This is a genomic window from Qipengyuania marincola (assembly GCF_029688625.1).
GTDB lineage: Bacteria > Pseudomonadota > Alphaproteobacteria > Sphingomonadales > Sphingomonadaceae > Qipengyuania.
The window spans coordinates 712,333-728,276 of sequence record NZ_JARULC010000002.1 but is presented as its reverse complement, the minus strand read 5'-3'; the positions used below and the strand labels follow the sequence as shown (position 1 = coordinate 728,276).

Annotated in this window: 14 protein-coding genes; 8 read left to right on the top strand and 6 right to left on the bottom strand. The window is 64.5% G+C overall.

What is annotated here, in order from left to right:
- Positions 1 to 3: 3 nt before the first annotated feature.
- The 3 genes from P8Q88_RS08900 to P8Q88_RS08890 form a co-directional block, all read right to left on the bottom strand.
- Positions 4 to 1,392: a mechanosensitive ion channel domain-containing protein gene (locus P8Q88_RS08900; RefSeq protein ID WP_278323496.1), complete on the bottom strand. Its 1,389-nt coding sequence runs from the start codon at positions 1,390 to 1,392 to the stop codon at positions 4 to 6.
- Positions 1,389 to 2,735: a TldD/PmbA family protein gene (locus P8Q88_RS08895; protein ID WP_278323495.1), complete on the bottom strand. Its 1,347-nt coding sequence runs from the start codon at positions 2,733 to 2,735 to the stop codon at positions 1,389 to 1,391. Before P8Q88_RS08895 ends, P8Q88_RS08900 begins: the two co-directional genes overlap by 4 nt.
- Positions 2,736 to 2,824: 89 nt before the next feature.
- A complete protein-coding gene (locus P8Q88_RS08890; RefSeq protein WP_278323494.1) occupies positions 2,825 to 3,199 on the bottom strand; it encodes a hypothetical protein in 375 nt (124 codons plus the stop codon).
- Positions 3,200 to 3,405: 206 nt separating this feature from the next.
- Between P8Q88_RS08890 and lptB the strand changes: the two genes are divergently transcribed.
- The 3 genes from lptB to ctrA all read left to right on the top strand — a co-directional run bounded on the left by lptB (position 3,406) and on the right by ctrA (position 6,718).
- The gene (lptB, locus tag P8Q88_RS08885) at positions 3,406 to 4,191 is read left to right on the top strand and encodes an LPS export ABC transporter ATP-binding protein (RefSeq protein ID WP_278323493.1); all 786 of its coding nucleotides are present in this window, start codon (positions 3,406 to 3,408) and stop codon (positions 4,189 to 4,191) included.
- 237 nt (positions 4,192 to 4,428) lie between these two features.
- Positions 4,429 to 5,880 (top strand): RNA polymerase factor sigma-54, encoded by a 1,452-nt coding sequence (gene rpoN, locus P8Q88_RS08880; protein WP_278323492.1) that lies wholly within the window; start codon positions 4,429 to 4,431, stop codon positions 5,878 to 5,880.
- A 142-nt stretch (positions 5,881 to 6,022) separates the two neighbouring features.
- Positions 6,023 to 6,718 carry a response regulator transcription factor CtrA gene (gene ctrA, locus P8Q88_RS08875; protein WP_142787809.1) on the top strand — a complete coding sequence of 232 codons (696 nt, stop codon included), beginning with the start codon at positions 6,023 to 6,025 and terminating at the stop codon, positions 6,716 to 6,718.
- A gap of 104 nt (positions 6,719 to 6,822) precedes the next feature.
- On the opposite strand, the gene P8Q88_RS08870 is transcribed toward ctrA, so the two are convergent.
- Complete coding sequence (locus tag P8Q88_RS08870) at positions 6,823 to 7,566, bottom strand: class I SAM-dependent methyltransferase (RefSeq protein WP_278323491.1); 744 nt, start codon at positions 7,564 to 7,566, stop codon at positions 6,823 to 6,825.
- A 348-nt stretch (positions 7,567 to 7,914) separates the two neighbouring features.
- On the opposite strand from P8Q88_RS08870, the gene P8Q88_RS08865 reads away from it, so the two are divergent.
- From P8Q88_RS08865 to P8Q88_RS08845, 5 genes are all read left to right on the top strand, one after another.
- Positions 7,915 to 9,711 carry an SLC13 family permease gene (locus P8Q88_RS08865; protein ID WP_278323490.1) on the top strand — a complete coding sequence of 599 codons (1,797 nt, stop codon included), beginning with the start codon at positions 7,915 to 7,917 and terminating at the stop codon, positions 9,709 to 9,711.
- 45 nt (positions 9,712 to 9,756) lie between these two features.
- The gene (gene trmB / locus P8Q88_RS08860) at positions 9,757 to 10,458 is read left to right on the top strand and encodes a tRNA (guanine(46)-N(7))-methyltransferase TrmB (RefSeq protein ID WP_278323489.1); all 702 of its coding nucleotides are present in this window, start codon (positions 9,757 to 9,759) and stop codon (positions 10,456 to 10,458) included.
- An 84-nt stretch (positions 10,459 to 10,542) separates the two neighbouring features.
- Complete coding sequence (locus P8Q88_RS08855; protein WP_278323488.1) at positions 10,543 to 11,247, top strand: NAD(P)-dependent oxidoreductase; 705 nt, start codon at positions 10,543 to 10,545, stop codon at positions 11,245 to 11,247.
- A gap of 82 nt (positions 11,248 to 11,329) precedes the next feature.
- Positions 11,330 to 11,806 carry a DUF892 family protein gene (locus P8Q88_RS08850; protein WP_278323487.1) on the top strand — a complete coding sequence of 159 codons (477 nt, stop codon included), beginning with the start codon at positions 11,330 to 11,332 and terminating at the stop codon, positions 11,804 to 11,806.
- Entirely contained in the window at positions 11,807 to 12,478 is a 672-nt protein-coding gene (locus P8Q88_RS08845; RefSeq protein ID WP_278323486.1) for an SDR family NAD(P)-dependent oxidoreductase, read from the top strand.
- Here the strand turns inward: P8Q88_RS08845 and P8Q88_RS08840 are convergent.
- Positions 12,475 to 13,611, bottom strand: a complete 1,137-nt coding sequence (locus tag P8Q88_RS08840) for an aminotransferase class V-fold PLP-dependent enzyme (RefSeq protein ID WP_278323485.1) — start codon at positions 13,609 to 13,611, stop codon at positions 12,475 to 12,477. The two genes, P8Q88_RS08845 and P8Q88_RS08840, sit on opposite strands and share 4 nt — an antisense overlap.
- 7 nt (positions 13,612 to 13,618) lie before the next feature.
- Entirely contained in the window at positions 13,619 to 15,880 is a 2,262-nt protein-coding gene (locus P8Q88_RS08835; RefSeq protein WP_278323484.1) for an NADP-dependent malic enzyme, read from the bottom strand.
- Between the last annotated feature and the right edge of the window lie 64 nt (positions 15,881 to 15,944).

Genomic DNA, 15,944 nt, shown 5'->3' with positions numbered 1-15,944 from the left:
GCGCTATTCCACCGGGCGGGAGTGATCGAGCAGGTCGCGGCGCTGCTCGCTTCCGCCCTCGCGACGTTCGGCATCGACCATCTGGGCGATCTCGTCGGTCGGGCGCGTGTCCTCGTCCTCTTCGGTAACCGTCATCTGCCTTACAGGCCGCGGCTTGTCCTGAGCCCGTTCGTGTGTCGCCTCGCCATCTGCCGGCTGGAATGGCACGCTGGCGGATCGCGGATCGAAGCGCAGTCGATAGATCGGCTCGGGCAAGCCGAAGCCCGCGTTTTCCAGCGCTTCCTTGACGGCCGGTATGGCCAGGCTCTGCGATTTGAACCAGTCCGCCTTGCGCTGGTCGATCCAACCGAGGAAGCGGATCACCACATTGCTGTCGCCCACCTCGACGATGCGCGCCTCGGCGGGCGGATCGTCCAGCACGAAGTCGAGCGCCGCCAGCGTCTCGCGGCCCAGCTTGCGCGCGGCGCGCGCGTCGTCGTCGGCATCGACGCCCAGATCGAACTGGAACCGGCGCTGCGGGTTGCGCGTGAAATTCGTAATGACCGCCTTGAACACCTGCCCATTGGGTATCCGCAGGTGATTGCCATCAAGCGTCATCAGCACCGTCGCGCGGCTGGTCAGGCGAATTACCCGGCCTTCGAGTTCGTCGATCAGCACATGGTCATTGGCGCGGAACGGCTGGCGCAGGCTCAGCATCAGCGAGGCGACATAATTCTCGACTGTCTCGCGCATGGCGAAGCCCAGAGCCAGGCCGATCACGCCCGCTCCGCCCAGCACCGCGCCAAGCAGAGCGGTCGCTCCGATCATGTCGAGTGCAACGACCAGGCCGCCGACCACCGCCACGAAGCGAATCGCGCTCGCGATCAGCTCTGCCAGAAAGCCATTGGGCGCGATGCGATGCCACAGTGCGCCGAACCCCGCGATGAGATAACCGAGCAGGGCGATCGCAGCCCACACGGCCAGCGCCACGCCGATGAGCGGCAGCATCTTGACCAGCCCGTCCACCCGTTCCGCCAGCGTGGTGAGGCCGGCACTGTCCGCATTCAGCGAGACATCGCGTTCGATGCCGTTTTCCACCGTGACCACGCCCGATACGCGGCTGGCAATGTCTTCCGCCCGCGCGATATCGCCTTCCGACGGCACCTGTCCGCTCAGCGAGACCACGCCTTCATTGACGCTCACCGAGACCTGTTTGAAAGCCGGGAGAGCCGCGAAAATGCCCGAGATCCGGTCCGCGATGCGATCATCGTCCCCCGCATCGCGCGTCGCCGCGATGGTCTGGGTGGGCGCAGGCGTCGGCTCGGCAGTTTCCGCGGGCGCCGGCTCGAGCAGCTGTGCCGCTGCCGGAGCTGCGAACAACAGCAGGACAAGGGCGAGGAGCCGCGCGATCATTCGCCGGCGACGCTCATATTGTCGATTCGGAAAGTCGGCACGTCCACGCCGTATCTGAACTCCAGATCGCTGGCCGGCGTCAAGGCACGGAACATCTCGGGCAAGGTGCCCGCGATGGTGATTTCGGAGACCGGTCCGGCAATCTCGCCATTGCGAATGCGGAATCCGCTCGCCCCGCGGCTGTAATCGCCGGTCACGAGGTTGACGCCCTGCCCGAAAAGGCCGGTTACATATAGGCCCTCGTCGATGTCGCGCATCAGCTCCTCCGGCGTGACGCTGCCTGCCTCCATCACCACATTACTGGCGGCCACGCCGGGTGCGCCGCCGCCGCGGCTGGCATGGCCGGTCAGCGACAGGCCGAGCTGGCTGGCCGACGCGACATTCGCAAGCCAGCCGGTGATGCGACCGTTCTCGACCAGCATCCGATCGGCACAAGGCACGCCCTCGCCATCAAAGTAGCGCGAGCGCAAGCCGCGGCGGCGCAGCGGTTCCTCGCACAGGCGAATGCCGCTGTCGAACAAGGCTTCTTCCTCTCGGCCGATCAGGAAGCTCGCCTTGCGGGCAACGGCGGGCGCGGCCATGGCCGACAGCAAGTGACCGATCACGCCATTGCCGACGCGCGGGTCGAACACCACCGGCATGCGCCGCGACGGGACCGACCCCGGGCCGACCTTGCGCACCGCCCGCTCGCCGGCCTCGCGCCCGATCTCGGCAGGGTCGGGCAGGTCGCCGCGAAAGCGCTTGGTTGCATAGGCATAATCGGTTTCCATCCCGCCACCGCCCTCGCCCGCGACCACGCTGGCCGAAAGCGAGTGCGAACCACTGGCATAGCCGCGGGCGAAGCCATTGGAGGTGGCAAGGCCGAAAACCGCACGCGAGGCGCTGGCGCTGCCGCCTTCGGAATTGGTCACACCGGGCACGCGGCGGGCCGCATCCTCGGCAGCCAGAGCGGCGGAGCGCAGCTCTTCAGGGCGGGGCTCCTCGGGATCGAACAGCTCGAGATCGGGCGCCGATCCAGCGAACAGGCACTTCTGCGGAGCCAGCCCGCCATACGGGTCTTCGGGTGCCAGCCGGGCCATCTCCACCGCGCGATCGGCCAGCACGGCCAGGCCTTCCGGCGCGAAATCGCTGGTTTGGATGGACGCCGCCCGCCTGCCGACAAAAACGCGCAGGCTGATCTGCTCGCTTTCCGACCGGTCGACCTCTTCCAGTTCACCGAGCCGGACCGTCACGCTTTCGGACGCGCCCGCGCGGCAGGCGGCATCGGCCGCATCGGCGCCGCGCGCAAGCGCAAGGGCGACGAGCTCCTCGCAGCGCGTCACCGCACTCTGGGTATCGATCATTGCGGAATTTGTCCGGAAATTGCCATGCCGGTCGGACTAGGGCCAGCCGTGCAGGCTGGCAACCGGGCGTGGCTCGACCGCGAGAGGCGTCAGCCGAAAATCAGTCGGAAGAAAGCAGTCAGCAGCAGGGGTGCGCCGATCGCGAGTATCCAGAGCCCGACCTGGTCCCGCCGGAAACTCGCGGCAAGCGACGGATCGTGGGCATCGGCATCGGACAGGCCCGTCCAGCGCTGCTCGAACTTGCGGCAGAATGGGATGATGGCGACGACCAGCAACACCAGCAGGATATAGGGCATGATCGAACTCATGCCGCTTTTCATGGCGTGGACGGTGACGAAGATCTGCAGGCCGGTGTAGACGAGCAGCGCCAGCGCCACATTGTCGCTCATAGACTTGCGCCAGTCGGGGACGTGGGACCGATCCTGGCCGTCACTTACATGATTTTCGTGCAGCGCCTTGCCCATGACAATCTCCCCGATTTCTCTCCACCGACTCGCATTGTTTCAAATTTGCTGCCGATGGGCAAGCGGGCACCGGATCGGCCCTCCGTTCTGTCCCGCTTTGGTCCGTCGTTGCGGCAAATGTCGTCCATGCAGGAATCCTGCCAATTCGTCGAAGAATGGTCCCGGCGGGGTTTTCAGCGCGCTTTCGCCTGCGTATGGCGCGGGACATGGCCGATATCGATCCCGCCACCGTTTCAGACCCGGTCCACGACGCCGCTCCGCCCATCCCGCAGGGCGGGCTCGAAGTCGTCTCGATCGCCAAGAGCTACGACAAGCGCGCGGTCCTCACCGATATTTCGCTGACCGTAGGCAAGGGTGAAGTGCTCGGCCTGCTCGGTCCGAACGGCGCGGGCAAGACGACCTGTTTCTATTCGATCATGGGCCTCGTTCGCCCCGACGCCGGGCGCATCCTGATGGACGGGCACGACGTCACCAACCTGCCGATGTATCGCCGCGCGATCCTGGGCCTTGGCTATCTGCCGCAGGAAACCAGCATCTTTCGCGGGATGACGGTGGAGCAGAACATCAATTGCGTGCTCGAAATGGTCGAGCCCGACAAGGACACGCGCGCTGCAGAGCTGGAGCGGCTGCTCGACGAGTTCGGGCTGACGCGCCTGCGCACCAGCCCCGCGATGGCGCTGTCGGGCGGCGAGCGCCGCCGTTGCGAGATCGCGCGTGCGCTGGCGGCCAAGCCCTCGATCATGCTGCTCGACGAACCCTTTGCCGGGATCGACCCGCTGTCGATCAGCGACATTCGCGACCTTGTGAAGGATTTGAAGACCCGCGGCATCGGCGTTTTGATTACCGACCACAATGTACGCGAGACACTCGAAATCGTGGATCGCGCCTGCATCATTTATGGCGGACAGGTGCTGTTCGCCGGTACGCCGCAGGCTCTGGTGGCCGACGAGAACGTGAAGCGCCTCTATCTGGGCGAGAATTTCACTTTATGATTTCCGGCGGTCTGGAGAGATGTCGCTGATCCGCGCAACTTGGTCCGCCGGGCCGGCACCAGCCCACGCCCCCACCCGGCCACCCATCCAGCATAGTGCCATGGGTGGCCGGGTGGGGGCGTGGGCTGGTGCCGAAGGGACGGGCGGATGTCCGGCCCGCACGCGAAAGAAACCTGGGCCGGTGCCGCGAGCAAAGCGAGGATGCGCGTTGCGCTCCCGAAGGGACCCGAACACCAAATGGCGCTGACGCCGCGCCTCGACCTCCGCCAGACCCAGTCGCTGGTCATGACGCCGCAGCTACAGCAGGCGATCAAGCTGCTGGCGCTGTCCAATCTCGAGATCGAGACCTTCGTCGGCGAAGCGCTGGAGTCCAATCCGCTGCTGGAAATCGGCGATGTACGCCGCGAGCAGGGCGAGGACACCCCGCCGGAGTCCCCCGAACACGACAGCGCGCCTGACACGGCGGGCACCGAAGCTCTCGATGTGCCCGAGCGCGCGCTCGATCCCGAGGCTGCACCGGGCGACATCGGCGACTGGGGCCGCGCAGCCACCGCGGGTGGCTTGTCGGGAGACGATCTTCCCGACCTCGAGAACCGCTCGTCGGACGGCCCGACGCTGGCCGAACATCTCGCGGACCAGGTCGGCGCCGCCTCGTTCAGCGCCAGCGAGGCGATCATCGCCCTGCGGATCATCGGCGAGCTCGACGAGGCCGGCTATCTCTCCACGGATCTGGGCCATATCGCCAAGGAGCTGGGTGCCTCGCCGGACGATGTCGAGGATGCCTTGCTCCTCGTGCAGTCGCTCGACCCGACCGGCGTGGGTGCACGCAGCCTGTCGGAATGCCTCGCCCTGCAGGCCAAGGAAGCCAATCGCTACGATCCCTGCATGGCCGCGCTGATCGACAATCTCGACCTGGTCGCACGCGGAGAGGTGGCGCGCCTGAAACGCCTGTGCGGTGTCGACGAAGACGATTTCGCCGACATGCTCGCCGAACTGCGCAGCTACGATCCCAAGCCAGGCTGCCGTTATGGCGGCGGTCGCGAGGCGGCGATCGTGCCCGATGTGCTGCTCAGCCCGAAAGGCGACGGCTGGGACATCCGCCTTAACGAAGCGAGCCTGCCGCGCCTCGTGGTCAATCGCGACTATTATGTCGAACTCAAGGCCGGGGCGCGCGACAAGGCCGCGACGGCATGGCTGAACGAGCAATTGGGCGAAGCCGACTGGCTGATCCGCGCCCTGGACCAACGCCAGCGCACCATTCTGAAAACCGCCGCAGAAATCGTGAAGCGGCAAGAGGGCTTCTTCCGCGAAGGCGTGACCGCCATGCGGCCCCTCACCCTGCGCGAGGTCGCCGAAGCCATCGAGATGCACGAGAGCACGGTCAGCCGGGTCACGAGCAACAAGTATCTCGCCTGCCCGCGCGGCACCTTCGAGCTGAAGTACTTTTTCTCCAGCGGCGTCGCGGCGGCCGATGGCGAGGGCGCCAGCAGCGAGGCGATCAAGGCGCGTATCAAGGCGCTCTGCGACGCAGAGGATCCCAAGAAGGTCCTGTCGGACCAGAAACTCGCCGAATTGCTCAACGAGGAAGGATTCGATCTCGCCCGGCGCACGGTCGCAAAGTACCGCGAGGCGATCGGAATCGGATCGAGCGCCCAGCGGCGGCGGGAAAAAAAGCTTAAGAATCTGTGACTCCAATAAGCCACAGTCGAAAAAGTTAATGACCTTTACCGCACGTTAACCTTTTCCGTTCAGACCTCGTGTGGTTAATTCAGGTCAACTTCCCTTATCGGGTAGTTACCAGACCACACTCGGGGCCAACGGGGGATTTCCCATGCGTGTACTGCTGATCGAAGACGAACCGACCACTGCCAAGGCGATCGAGCTGATGCTCACGACCGAAGGCTTCAACGTCTATTCGACCGACCTGGGCGAAGAGGGCTTGGACCTCGGCAAGCTCTACGATTACGACATCATCCTGCTCGACCTGAACCTGCCCGACATGCATGGTTACGACGTGCTCAAGAAGCTGCGCGTCGCCAAGGTGCAGACCCCGGTCTTGATCCTTTCCGGCATTGCCGAAATGGACAGCAAGATCCGCTCGTTCGGCTTCGGTGCCGACGATTACGTGACCAAGCCGTTCCACCGCGAGGAACTGGTCGCCCGCATCCACGCCGTGGTGCGCCGTTCGAAGGGTCACAGCCAGTCGATCATCCGCACCGGCAAACTGGCCGTGAATCTCGATGCCAAGACCGTCGAAGTCGACGGCGCCCGCGTGCATCTGACCGGCAAGGAATATGCGATGCTCGAGCTGCTCAGCTTGCGCAAGGGCACCACGCTGACCAAGGAAATGTTCCTCAACCACCTCTATGGCGGCATGGACGAGCCCGAACTCAAGATCATCGACGTCTTCATCTGCAAGCTGCGCAAGAAGCTCAGCCACGCATGCGGCGGCGAGAACTACATCGAGACCGTATGGGGCCGCGGCTACGTGCTGCGCGACCCGAATGAAGAGGCCGAAGCGGCCTGACCCGAACTTCTCCTGGACGGGAATAGCGAGGACGCCCGGCAGCCAATGGCAGCCGGGCGTTTTGCCTAGGCCCGATCAAAAGCAGCTGAGCCCTGGATAAAGGGCTATTTCTTGCGCAGAAAAACGTAGAGATGCGTTCCGAACGATTGGGGCAGTAGCCAATTGTAGAGCTTCATCGCCCCTGCCAGCGCCATCGATTTTCCGGCGTATCCTTCCGGCCCTGAAAAGCAATAGGAATAATTTTCGAATCCAGGAAACAAGCGACCGACTTCCGCCACACCATTCATTTTGTAGACGGTGGGAAAGACATCGTGATCCTCACGCTGACCGGGCTTGTTGCCCACCATCCCGATCTTTCGCAGCACCTTGGCATGCAGACGGTTGGGCACCATCCGGGCAATCGCAGCGATGTAACCCCTGGCATTTGGCGTCCAGGCGCAAATCCAGCCGCCCGGTTTCAGAATCCTGTCCAGCTCACTCGCGGTGAACTCGGGATTGGCGACGTGCTCGAAGACCGCATAGGAATATATCAGATCCACACTGGCATCGGGCAGCGGAAGAGGTTCGCCAGGAGTAATGACGAACTTCCGGTCCATGAAAGGGTTCTCGCATACCGCTTCGTCTACATCGAGCCCGATGACCTCTTTCACCCGACCGCGCATGTGCTGTAGGCGAAAGGCGTAGCTGTCCTGAACATCGCCCCACTGGCCGCGTCCGGCACCGAAATCGACTACGACCTCATCACCCTTCAACAGCGCATTTACCCGGCTGAAGAACGATATCTTATGATCCCGACGGGAAAATCCGCCAACCTGAATTTCCGGATACAGGCGATCGACTGCTCGCATGTAAATTTCCTTTAGCTTTCGCGTCAGTCTGCGCAATTGGCGAGAACTGCTCGATTTTTCGCCGCCTATCGTGTCTCCATCCAGGCTTGTCAAACGACGCGTTCCATTCGATCAGACACAGCGTTTCGCCACTGTGAGCTAAAAACCATCGGTTTGCGGGCGCTTCCGGCCTCGCCGACCAGAAATGATCGGATAATCCGAACTCCTCCTGGACGGGAATAGCGAGAACGCCCGGCAGCCAATGGCAGCCGGGCGTTTCCGCATGCGCGTGTAGCGGCGATTCCGCTTGGCACCTGCGGACTTGTCTGCGACTTCGCGATCTGACGACGATCAGGGCGAGCGGGCCGCATGATGATTCTCTCGGATTACTCGGCCCAGATCGGTTGCCTGCTGCTGCTGGCCACCTTCATCGCCTTCATGACCGAACGCAGGCCGCCGGTGGTCATCGCAATAGTGGCGGCGGCGCTCATGGTGGCCCTCGGCTTTCTCCCGCCCAAGGACATGCTCGGCACCTTCGCCAATTCCGCGCCGATCACCATCGCGGCCATGTTCATTCTCTCGGGCGCTCTGTTGCGGACCGGAACGTTGGAGACGGTGTCGGGCTGGGTCATCCGGCGGACCACGCGTAGCCCCCGATCCGCTATCGCCGAAATCGGAGCAGGCACTGTGCTCGCCTCCGCCTTCATGAACAACACGCCCGTCGTGATCGTGATGATCCCGATCGTGCGCAAGCTGGCGCAGGTGATGAAGATCGCCGCGACCAAGCTGATGATCCCATTGTCCTATCTCACGATCCTCGGCGGCACGATGACGCTGATCGGCACCTCAACCAACCTGCTGGTCGATGGGGTTGCGCAGGAGGCCGGCCAGGCCCCCTTCGGTATATTCGAGATTACGGCCGTCGGCGCCGTCGCCCTGCTCTCGGGTCTCGGCATACTGCTGGTGCTGGGGCCGTACCTGCTGCCCAGTCGCGGCAGGCGGGTCGAGGAGGACCAGGACGAGCGCGATCTCTATCTGTCCCATCTGGTCCTCAATCCCGACAGCCGCAATGTCGGGCGCAGCCTCGCCGACAGCAATATCGGCAGCCGGCCGGGCGTGAAGGTTCTCGCGGTGCGGCGCGGTTCGGAACTGCATCGCAAGGGGCTGGACGAGATCGTGCTCGCGCCCGAGGACCAGCTGATCGTCAGCGCGACGCCGGAGGAGATCAACTCGCTTGCCGAGGCGCCGGACTTTCGTACCGGCCTGGTCGGCGTGGGCGGCGGAGTAGCCACGGCACGGCCCGACCGGCCAGCCGATCTGCGCGTGATGGAAGCTGTCATTTCCGGCAGCCATCCGGTTGTGGGGCAAAGGCTGGCAGAGATACCTCTCCTGTCCCGCTTCCGGGTGCGCGTGCTCGGCCTGTCGCGCCCGCGCCATGTCGCCGGACCCACGCTGGCCGATGTCCGAGTGCGGGCGGGTGACCGCCTCCTGATCGCAGCCGGTACCGATGCCGCCCAGGCGCTCGAGGGCAATATGCAGCTGGCGCATGTCGGCGCTAGCACCGCGCGGTCCTTCCGTCGCGACAAGGCCCCCATCGCCATCGCCACGCTGGCGGCGGTGGTGGTCGGCGCCGCGCTGTTCGGCCTGCCGATCGAGGCACTGGCCGTGTGCGGGGTGGCGGTGGTCCTCCTCACGCACTGCATCGAGCCGAGCGACGCCTGGGCCAGTCTCGACGGCAATACGCTGGTGCTGATCTTCGCGATGCTGGCCTTCGGCAAGGGACTGGAAAACGCCGGTTCGATCGAGCTGATCGTCGCAGGCATGGAGCCTTATCTGACCGGCAGTTCGCCCCTGCTGCTCATCCTCGTTACCTATGCCGTCACCAGCCTGCTGACCGAGCTTATCACCAATAATGCCATTGCCGTCATAATGACGCCGATCGCCATCGCTCTGGCCGAGGCCGCCGGGATCGATGCGCGTGCCCTGATCGTGGCGGTCATGTTCGGGGCCAGCGCCAGCTTTGCCACGCCGATCGGCTACCAGACCAATACGCTGGTCTATGGCGCGGCGAATTACCGCTTCGCAGATTTCCTGAAGATCGGCATACCGATGAACCTCGGCGTAGGCCTCGCGACTTCGCTTGCGATCTGGGCGTTTTTCGCCTGAAGCCCCCGCTGGACCGCAGCCGCCCTGCCCGCTAACGCGCGCGCCATGTCTGCACATAAGGAAGGCGATCCGACCACGCTCAACCGGCTCTATGGCCGCAGCCAGGGCAAACCCCTGCGCGCGGCGCAGCAAGAGCTGGTCGAGCGGCTGCTACCGCAGATCGCCGTGCCGCAAGAGGGCCCCGTGACGGCCGAGGCGCTGTTCGGTTTCGACCGACCGCTGCATTTCGAGATCGGTTTCGGCGGCGGCGAGCATATGGCCGAACGCGCCGACCTCCTCCCCGATCACGGCTTCATCGGGGCCGAGCCCTTCGTCAATGGCGTCGCCCAGGCGCTGACCCATGTGCGCGACAGGACGCTCGCGAATGTGCGCATTCACCATGGAGATGCGCTGGAGGTCCTGCGCCGCGTGCCCGACGGGTCGCTCACGATGCTCTATCTGCTCCATCCCGATCCCTGGCCCAAGGCCAAGCACGCCAAGCGGCGAATGATGAACGATGGCCCGGTGCGCATGTTCGCGGACAAGCTGAAACCCGGCGGCGAACTCCGCTTCGGAACCGACCACCCGGTCTACCTGCGCCATGCGCTGATGGTGATGCGGCGCTTCACCGACGAATTCGAATGGCAGGTCGACGGTCCGGCAAGCTGGCAGAACCGCCCTTCGGGCTGGCCCGAAACGCGCTACGAGCACAAGGCCCGCACGGTCTATGGCCACGAGGTCTGGTACTTTCGGTTCCGGCGACGCTAGGCCACGCCACCCGCTGTTGCGGAACCCCCGGCTTCGCGCAGCGTCCTTCGAGGACATGCAGCAGCAATCGACGGACGCGACGCCTTGACCAACACCTCACCCATCGCCCTTTTTGGAGCAGGCGGAAAGACCGGCTCCCAGGTTCTTCGCCTTGCGCGGGAACGGGGCATTTCCATCAAGGCGTTCGAACACGATTTGCCTGCTCCCGAAGACCGGTTCGAAGGCGTCGAGTATATCGAATGCGACGTGCTGAAAGACGATTTCGCGAAGGATCTCGAAGGGTGCCGCGCTGTCGTTTCCGCGCTCGGTGTGAGTTTCGGGCCTTCCGCGGCGCTCGATCCGCCGCCGCTCTACACCGACGGCACGCGCAACCTCATCGCCGCCATGAAGCAGGCATCGCTCTCGCGCCTCGTGCTGATCTCGGCGGCCTTCGTCGAGCACCAACCAAGCGTTCCGACCTGGTTCGACTTCACTGCGCGGCCCGCCTTGCACAACATCCTCGAACAGATGCGCACGATGGAAGGCATATTGGTGCGGGAGCCGGATATCGCGTGGACGGCAGCGCGTCCGGGCTGGCTGCTCGACGAGCCCTTTACCGGTGAGGCTGTGATCGCTGACCGACGGCTCGCCGACGGCTGCTTTCGCTGCCGCCATGCCGATCTCGCCGGTGCATTGCTCGACTTCGTGATCGAAGACAGCTGGGTGCAGGGCAAGCCTGCCATCGGGCGGCCCGAGGCAGCCGAGTTCGAGAGCATTACGGCGGTCAAGGCGGAGCTGGGCCTGGAGTAAGGCCCGCCAATTCGCGCCTCCGATCAGGAACAAGCTGCCCCGTTCGCCGCTTTCTCGACTCCGAACGAAGTGGAGAATTGCAATGGGTCAGAGCGCGAGAGACTATTATCTCGGTCAACTGCAGGAAATGCTGGCCGCGGACCGCGCTTCGCAGGATGCCACCGCCGACATGGCAGAGCTGGCCTCGAGCGAAACGCTGAAGATCGCGCTCGAGAACGGCGTGTGCGGGATCGGCGACGGGATCGAGATTGTGGAAGCCATCCTCAAGGCCCACGGCCAGCCCGCCAAGGGGCGCGAGAACAAGGGCATGAGCGGGCTGGTGGTCGATACCGAAAGGACCGCACTCGCCGACGACTTCGATGACGAGGACGCGCGCGACGCGGCCATCCTGATGCAGTTCCAGCGCTTCACGCACTTCGGCCTGGCGAGCTATGCTGCGCTGGTCAGCGAAGCGAAGCGGCTCGGTCTCGACGAAGACGCGAAAAAGCTGCAGACCTGTCTCGACAATGCCCGCGACGGGTGGGACGAAATGCAATCCATCCTCGAGGAGCGTGCCTGAATGAGCGACCGGACAATCTTCATCCTCGGCGCATCGCGCGGCATCGGCCTTGGGCTGGCGCGGGAATTTCTCGATCGCGGCTGGCATGTCGTGGCGAGCGAGCGCGATCGCAGCGACGATTTGCATGCTCTTGAGTCAGATCGGCTGCGGATCGTCACGGCTGACGTGACCGATCCGGGCAGCTATGCCGACCTCGCCTTCGACGACCAGACGCTCGACGCAATCATCGTCAATGCCGGGATCACCGGCGCACGGCATCAGTCTGCCGAACAAGCGACGGCGGACGAGGTCGCGCATGTGATGATGACCAATGCCTTCGGCCCGACGCGGGCTGCCAAATCCCTACTGCCCAAAATCAAGGACGGTGGGACATTGGGTTTCATGTCCTCGCTGATGGGCTCGATCGCCGACAGCTCGGGTGGATACGAGCTCTATCGGACCAGCAAGGTAGCGCTGAACATGCTCGCCAAGGGCGTGGCCGAGCAGGATGCCGGCCCGCGCAATATCGAGGTACTGGCGTTGCATCCTGGCTGGGTCCAGACCGACATGGGCGGGCCGAATGCGACACTGACGATCGACGACAGCGTGTCCGGACTCGCGGACGTCATCGAGGCAGCAGGCAAGGGCGGCTTTCGCTACGTCGATTACAGCGGCAAGGAATTGCCCTTCTAGGCGAGGCAGCCTTCCAGCGTTGCGATAAGCGCGGCACTGTCCGCATCGGTATTGTAGAGATGCGGCGTAACCCTGAGCGAGGAACCACGGGTCGAGACATGCACCCGCGCTTCGGCCAGCCGTTCAGCCAGACCTTGCGGCATGCCTCCTGGAAACTCCAGCGAGAGGAAATGCGCGGCACGGGTTCCGACGGGAGCCGAGAGCAGCCCCAGTCGCCCGGCCTCCTGTGCAATGGCCTCGGTGCGCCCGGCCAGCGTCTGGGCGATCGTGTCCACTCCGAATTCGAGCAGCAGCTCGATCCCTGCGCGCGCGCCGTCGAGTAGCGGCGGATTGGACTTTTCGCCCATGTCGAAGCGCCGCGCGCCCGGCTGGAAATCCTCGCGATAGTCGACGAGCCGACCGAAATCCTTCGATCCCGCGCGATTGATCCAGTTGTGCTCGATCGGCGAACCGTCATGGTGTCTCGGATCGACGTAGAGGATGGCAACGCCATAGGGGCCCATCATCCACTTGTAGCAGGCGGCAACGGCGAAATCGGGCCGGACCGCGCCGAAGTCGATCGGCATCGCGCCCAGCGACTGGGTGAGGTCCAGCACCAGCGCAGCACCATTCCTGCGGCATGCCCTGCTCACCACGGCCAGATTCACCACGCGGCCATCGGCCCAGTGACAGTTCGGTACCGCCACGATCGCCGTATCGGGGCCGATGGCGTCGACCACCGCTTCGGTCCAGCATCCTTGCGACGGGCGCTGCACCTGCTGGACACGCGCATCGGTGCACCGGGCCAGTTCCCGCCATGCATAGACGTTGGAGGGAAACTGGTCGGTCAGCGTCACGATGGTCTGGCCCGCAGCGACCGGCAGGTTCGCCGCGGCTACGGCAAGCCCGTAGCTTACCGAGGGCACGATCGCGAGGTTATCCGCCGAAACGCCCATCAGGCGCGCTGCGCTGGCGCGAAACTCCTCGGTCACGCTGAAGAAATCCGCGGGCCTGATCGTCCACGGTTGCTCCTTGCGCCGGGCCCCTGCCACGATCGCCTCGCTCACCTCATGCGCGAGCGGCGCCATGTAGGCGCAATTGAGATAGTGCACCTCGTCGGGAATGGCGAAGCGATGCCGCTGCGATGGGATCATCCGCGGGTCAGCCCACGACGCCCGCGCTGGCGAGCACGGCCAATGTGAGCACGTCCGGCGCGATGGCGGTCATCGGCGCGATCTGGACCGGTTTTTCCATGCCGACCAGCATCGGGCCGATCGTCGCATTGCCCGCCAGTTCGCGCAGCAGCTTCGCTGAAAGGTTCGCCGATTGCAGGCCGGGCATGACCAGCACATTGGCTGGTCCCGACAGGCGGCTGAAGGGATAGAGCTTCATGACCGTGGGGTTGAGCGCCGCATCGGGGGCCATCTCGCCTTCATATTCGAAATCCGGCTGTTCCGCATCGAGGATCGCGACTGCGTCCCGGATGGTGTCGAGCCATTGGCCCGAGGGATTGCCGAAGGTCGAATAGGACAGGAAGGCGACGCGCGGCTCGTGCCCCATGCGGCGCGCGACTGCGGCCGTTTCCTTGGCGATATGGGCCAGTTGCTCGGCAGTCGGCCGTTCGTTGATCGTGGTGTCGGCGAGGAACGTCGAGTGGTTCTTGCCGATCAGAAGATGGATGCCGAAGGGCACCGCGCCCGGGGCCTCGTCCAGGACGCGGCCGATTTCGCGCGCGGTCTGCGCAAACGTGCGCGTCAGGCCGGAAATCAACCCGTCGCCATGGCCCAGCGCCACCAGCAGGGCAGCGAAGACGTTGCGCTCCTGATTGACCATGCGTCCGACGTCGCGCTCGGTATAGCCGCGGCGTTGCAGGCGCTGGTAGAGATAGTCCACCATGGCCGGGACCTTGTCCGACACGGCGGAATTCTCGATGATCCAGTCCTCGGGGTCGTCCACCGCCAGCTCGCGCAGCTTTTCGAGAACCTTTTCGGTTCGTCCGACAAGGATCGGCTCACCATAACCGAACTCGCGGTACTGGATCGCCGCGCGCAGGGCCACGTCTTCTTCCGCTTCGGCGAAGACCATGCGCTTGGGATTGGCCTTGGCCTGTTCGTAGATATTGGTCAGCGCCCCGGTGGTCGGGTTGAGGCGCGCCTTGAGCTGGTGGCGATAGGCTTCGAAATCCTCGATCGGAGCCTGCGCGACGCCGCTGTCCATCGCCGCCTTGGCGACGGCGCTCGACACGACCTCCATCAGGCGCGGATCGAAGGGCGCGGGAATGATATACTCCTCGCCGAACTGGTGCGTCACGCCATAGGCGGCGGCGACCTCTTCGGGCACGCGCTCGCGCGCGAGCTCTGCGATGGCCTGCGCTGCGGCGACCTTCATTTCTTCGTTGATCGCAGTCGCCTGCACATCGAGCGCGCCGCGAAAGATGAAGGGAAAGCCGAGCACATTGTTGACCTGGTTTGGATAGTCGCTCCGCCCGGTGGCGATAATCGCGTCAGGACGAACCCGTTTGGCATCTTCCGGCATGATCTCGGGAACCGGATTGGCCATTGCAAAGATGATGGGCCTGTCTGCCATCTTCTCTACCCATTCGGGTTTCAGCGCCCCTGCGGCCGACAGGCCAAGGAAGATATCCGCGCCGTCCAGCGCCTCCTCAAGACTGCGTGCAGGCGTATCGACCGCATGCGCGCTCTTCCACTGGTCGACATCCGCCCGCCCGGGATAGATCGGCCCCGACCGGTCGCACACGATCACGTGGTCGTGCGGCACGCCGACCGACTTTATGAGCGCGGTGCAGGCCAGCGCCGATGCCCCCGCCCCGTTCACCACCATCTTCACATCGCGCAGGTTGCGCCCGGTGAGCTTGCAGGCATTGATGAGACCGGCCGCGGCGATGATCGCCGTGCCGTGCTGGTCATCGTGCATCACCGGGATGTTCATCCGCTCGCGCAGCGCCTGCTCGATGATGAAGCATTCGGGCGCGGCGATGTCCTCCAGATTGATGCCGCCGAAGCTCGGCTCCATCAGCGCGACCGCCTCGATGAATTTCTCCGGGTCCTCCGTGTCGAGTTCGAGATCGATGGAATCGACATCGGCGAAGCGCTTGAACAGCACTGCCTTGCCCTCCATCACCGGCTTCGAGGCCAGGGCACCGAGATTGCCGAGGCCGAGGATGGCCGTGCCGTTGGAGATGACCGCGACGAGATTGGAGCGCGCGGTGTAGCGGGCCGCGTTGCGCGGATCCTCCGCAATCGCTTCCACCGGGGCGGCGACGCCGGGCGAATAGGCCAGGCTGAGGTCGCGCTGGCTCGCCATCGGCTTGGACGCAATGATCTCGATCTTTCCGGGCCGGATTGTCTCGTGATAGAACAGCGCTTCGCGCGCCTTGAATGCGGTCGGATTGTCTTCGTCCATTGCGGGTCCTCGTGAATATGCGCCCGCCCTAACCGCAATACCCGCCCAGCGGTAGGGGAAACCT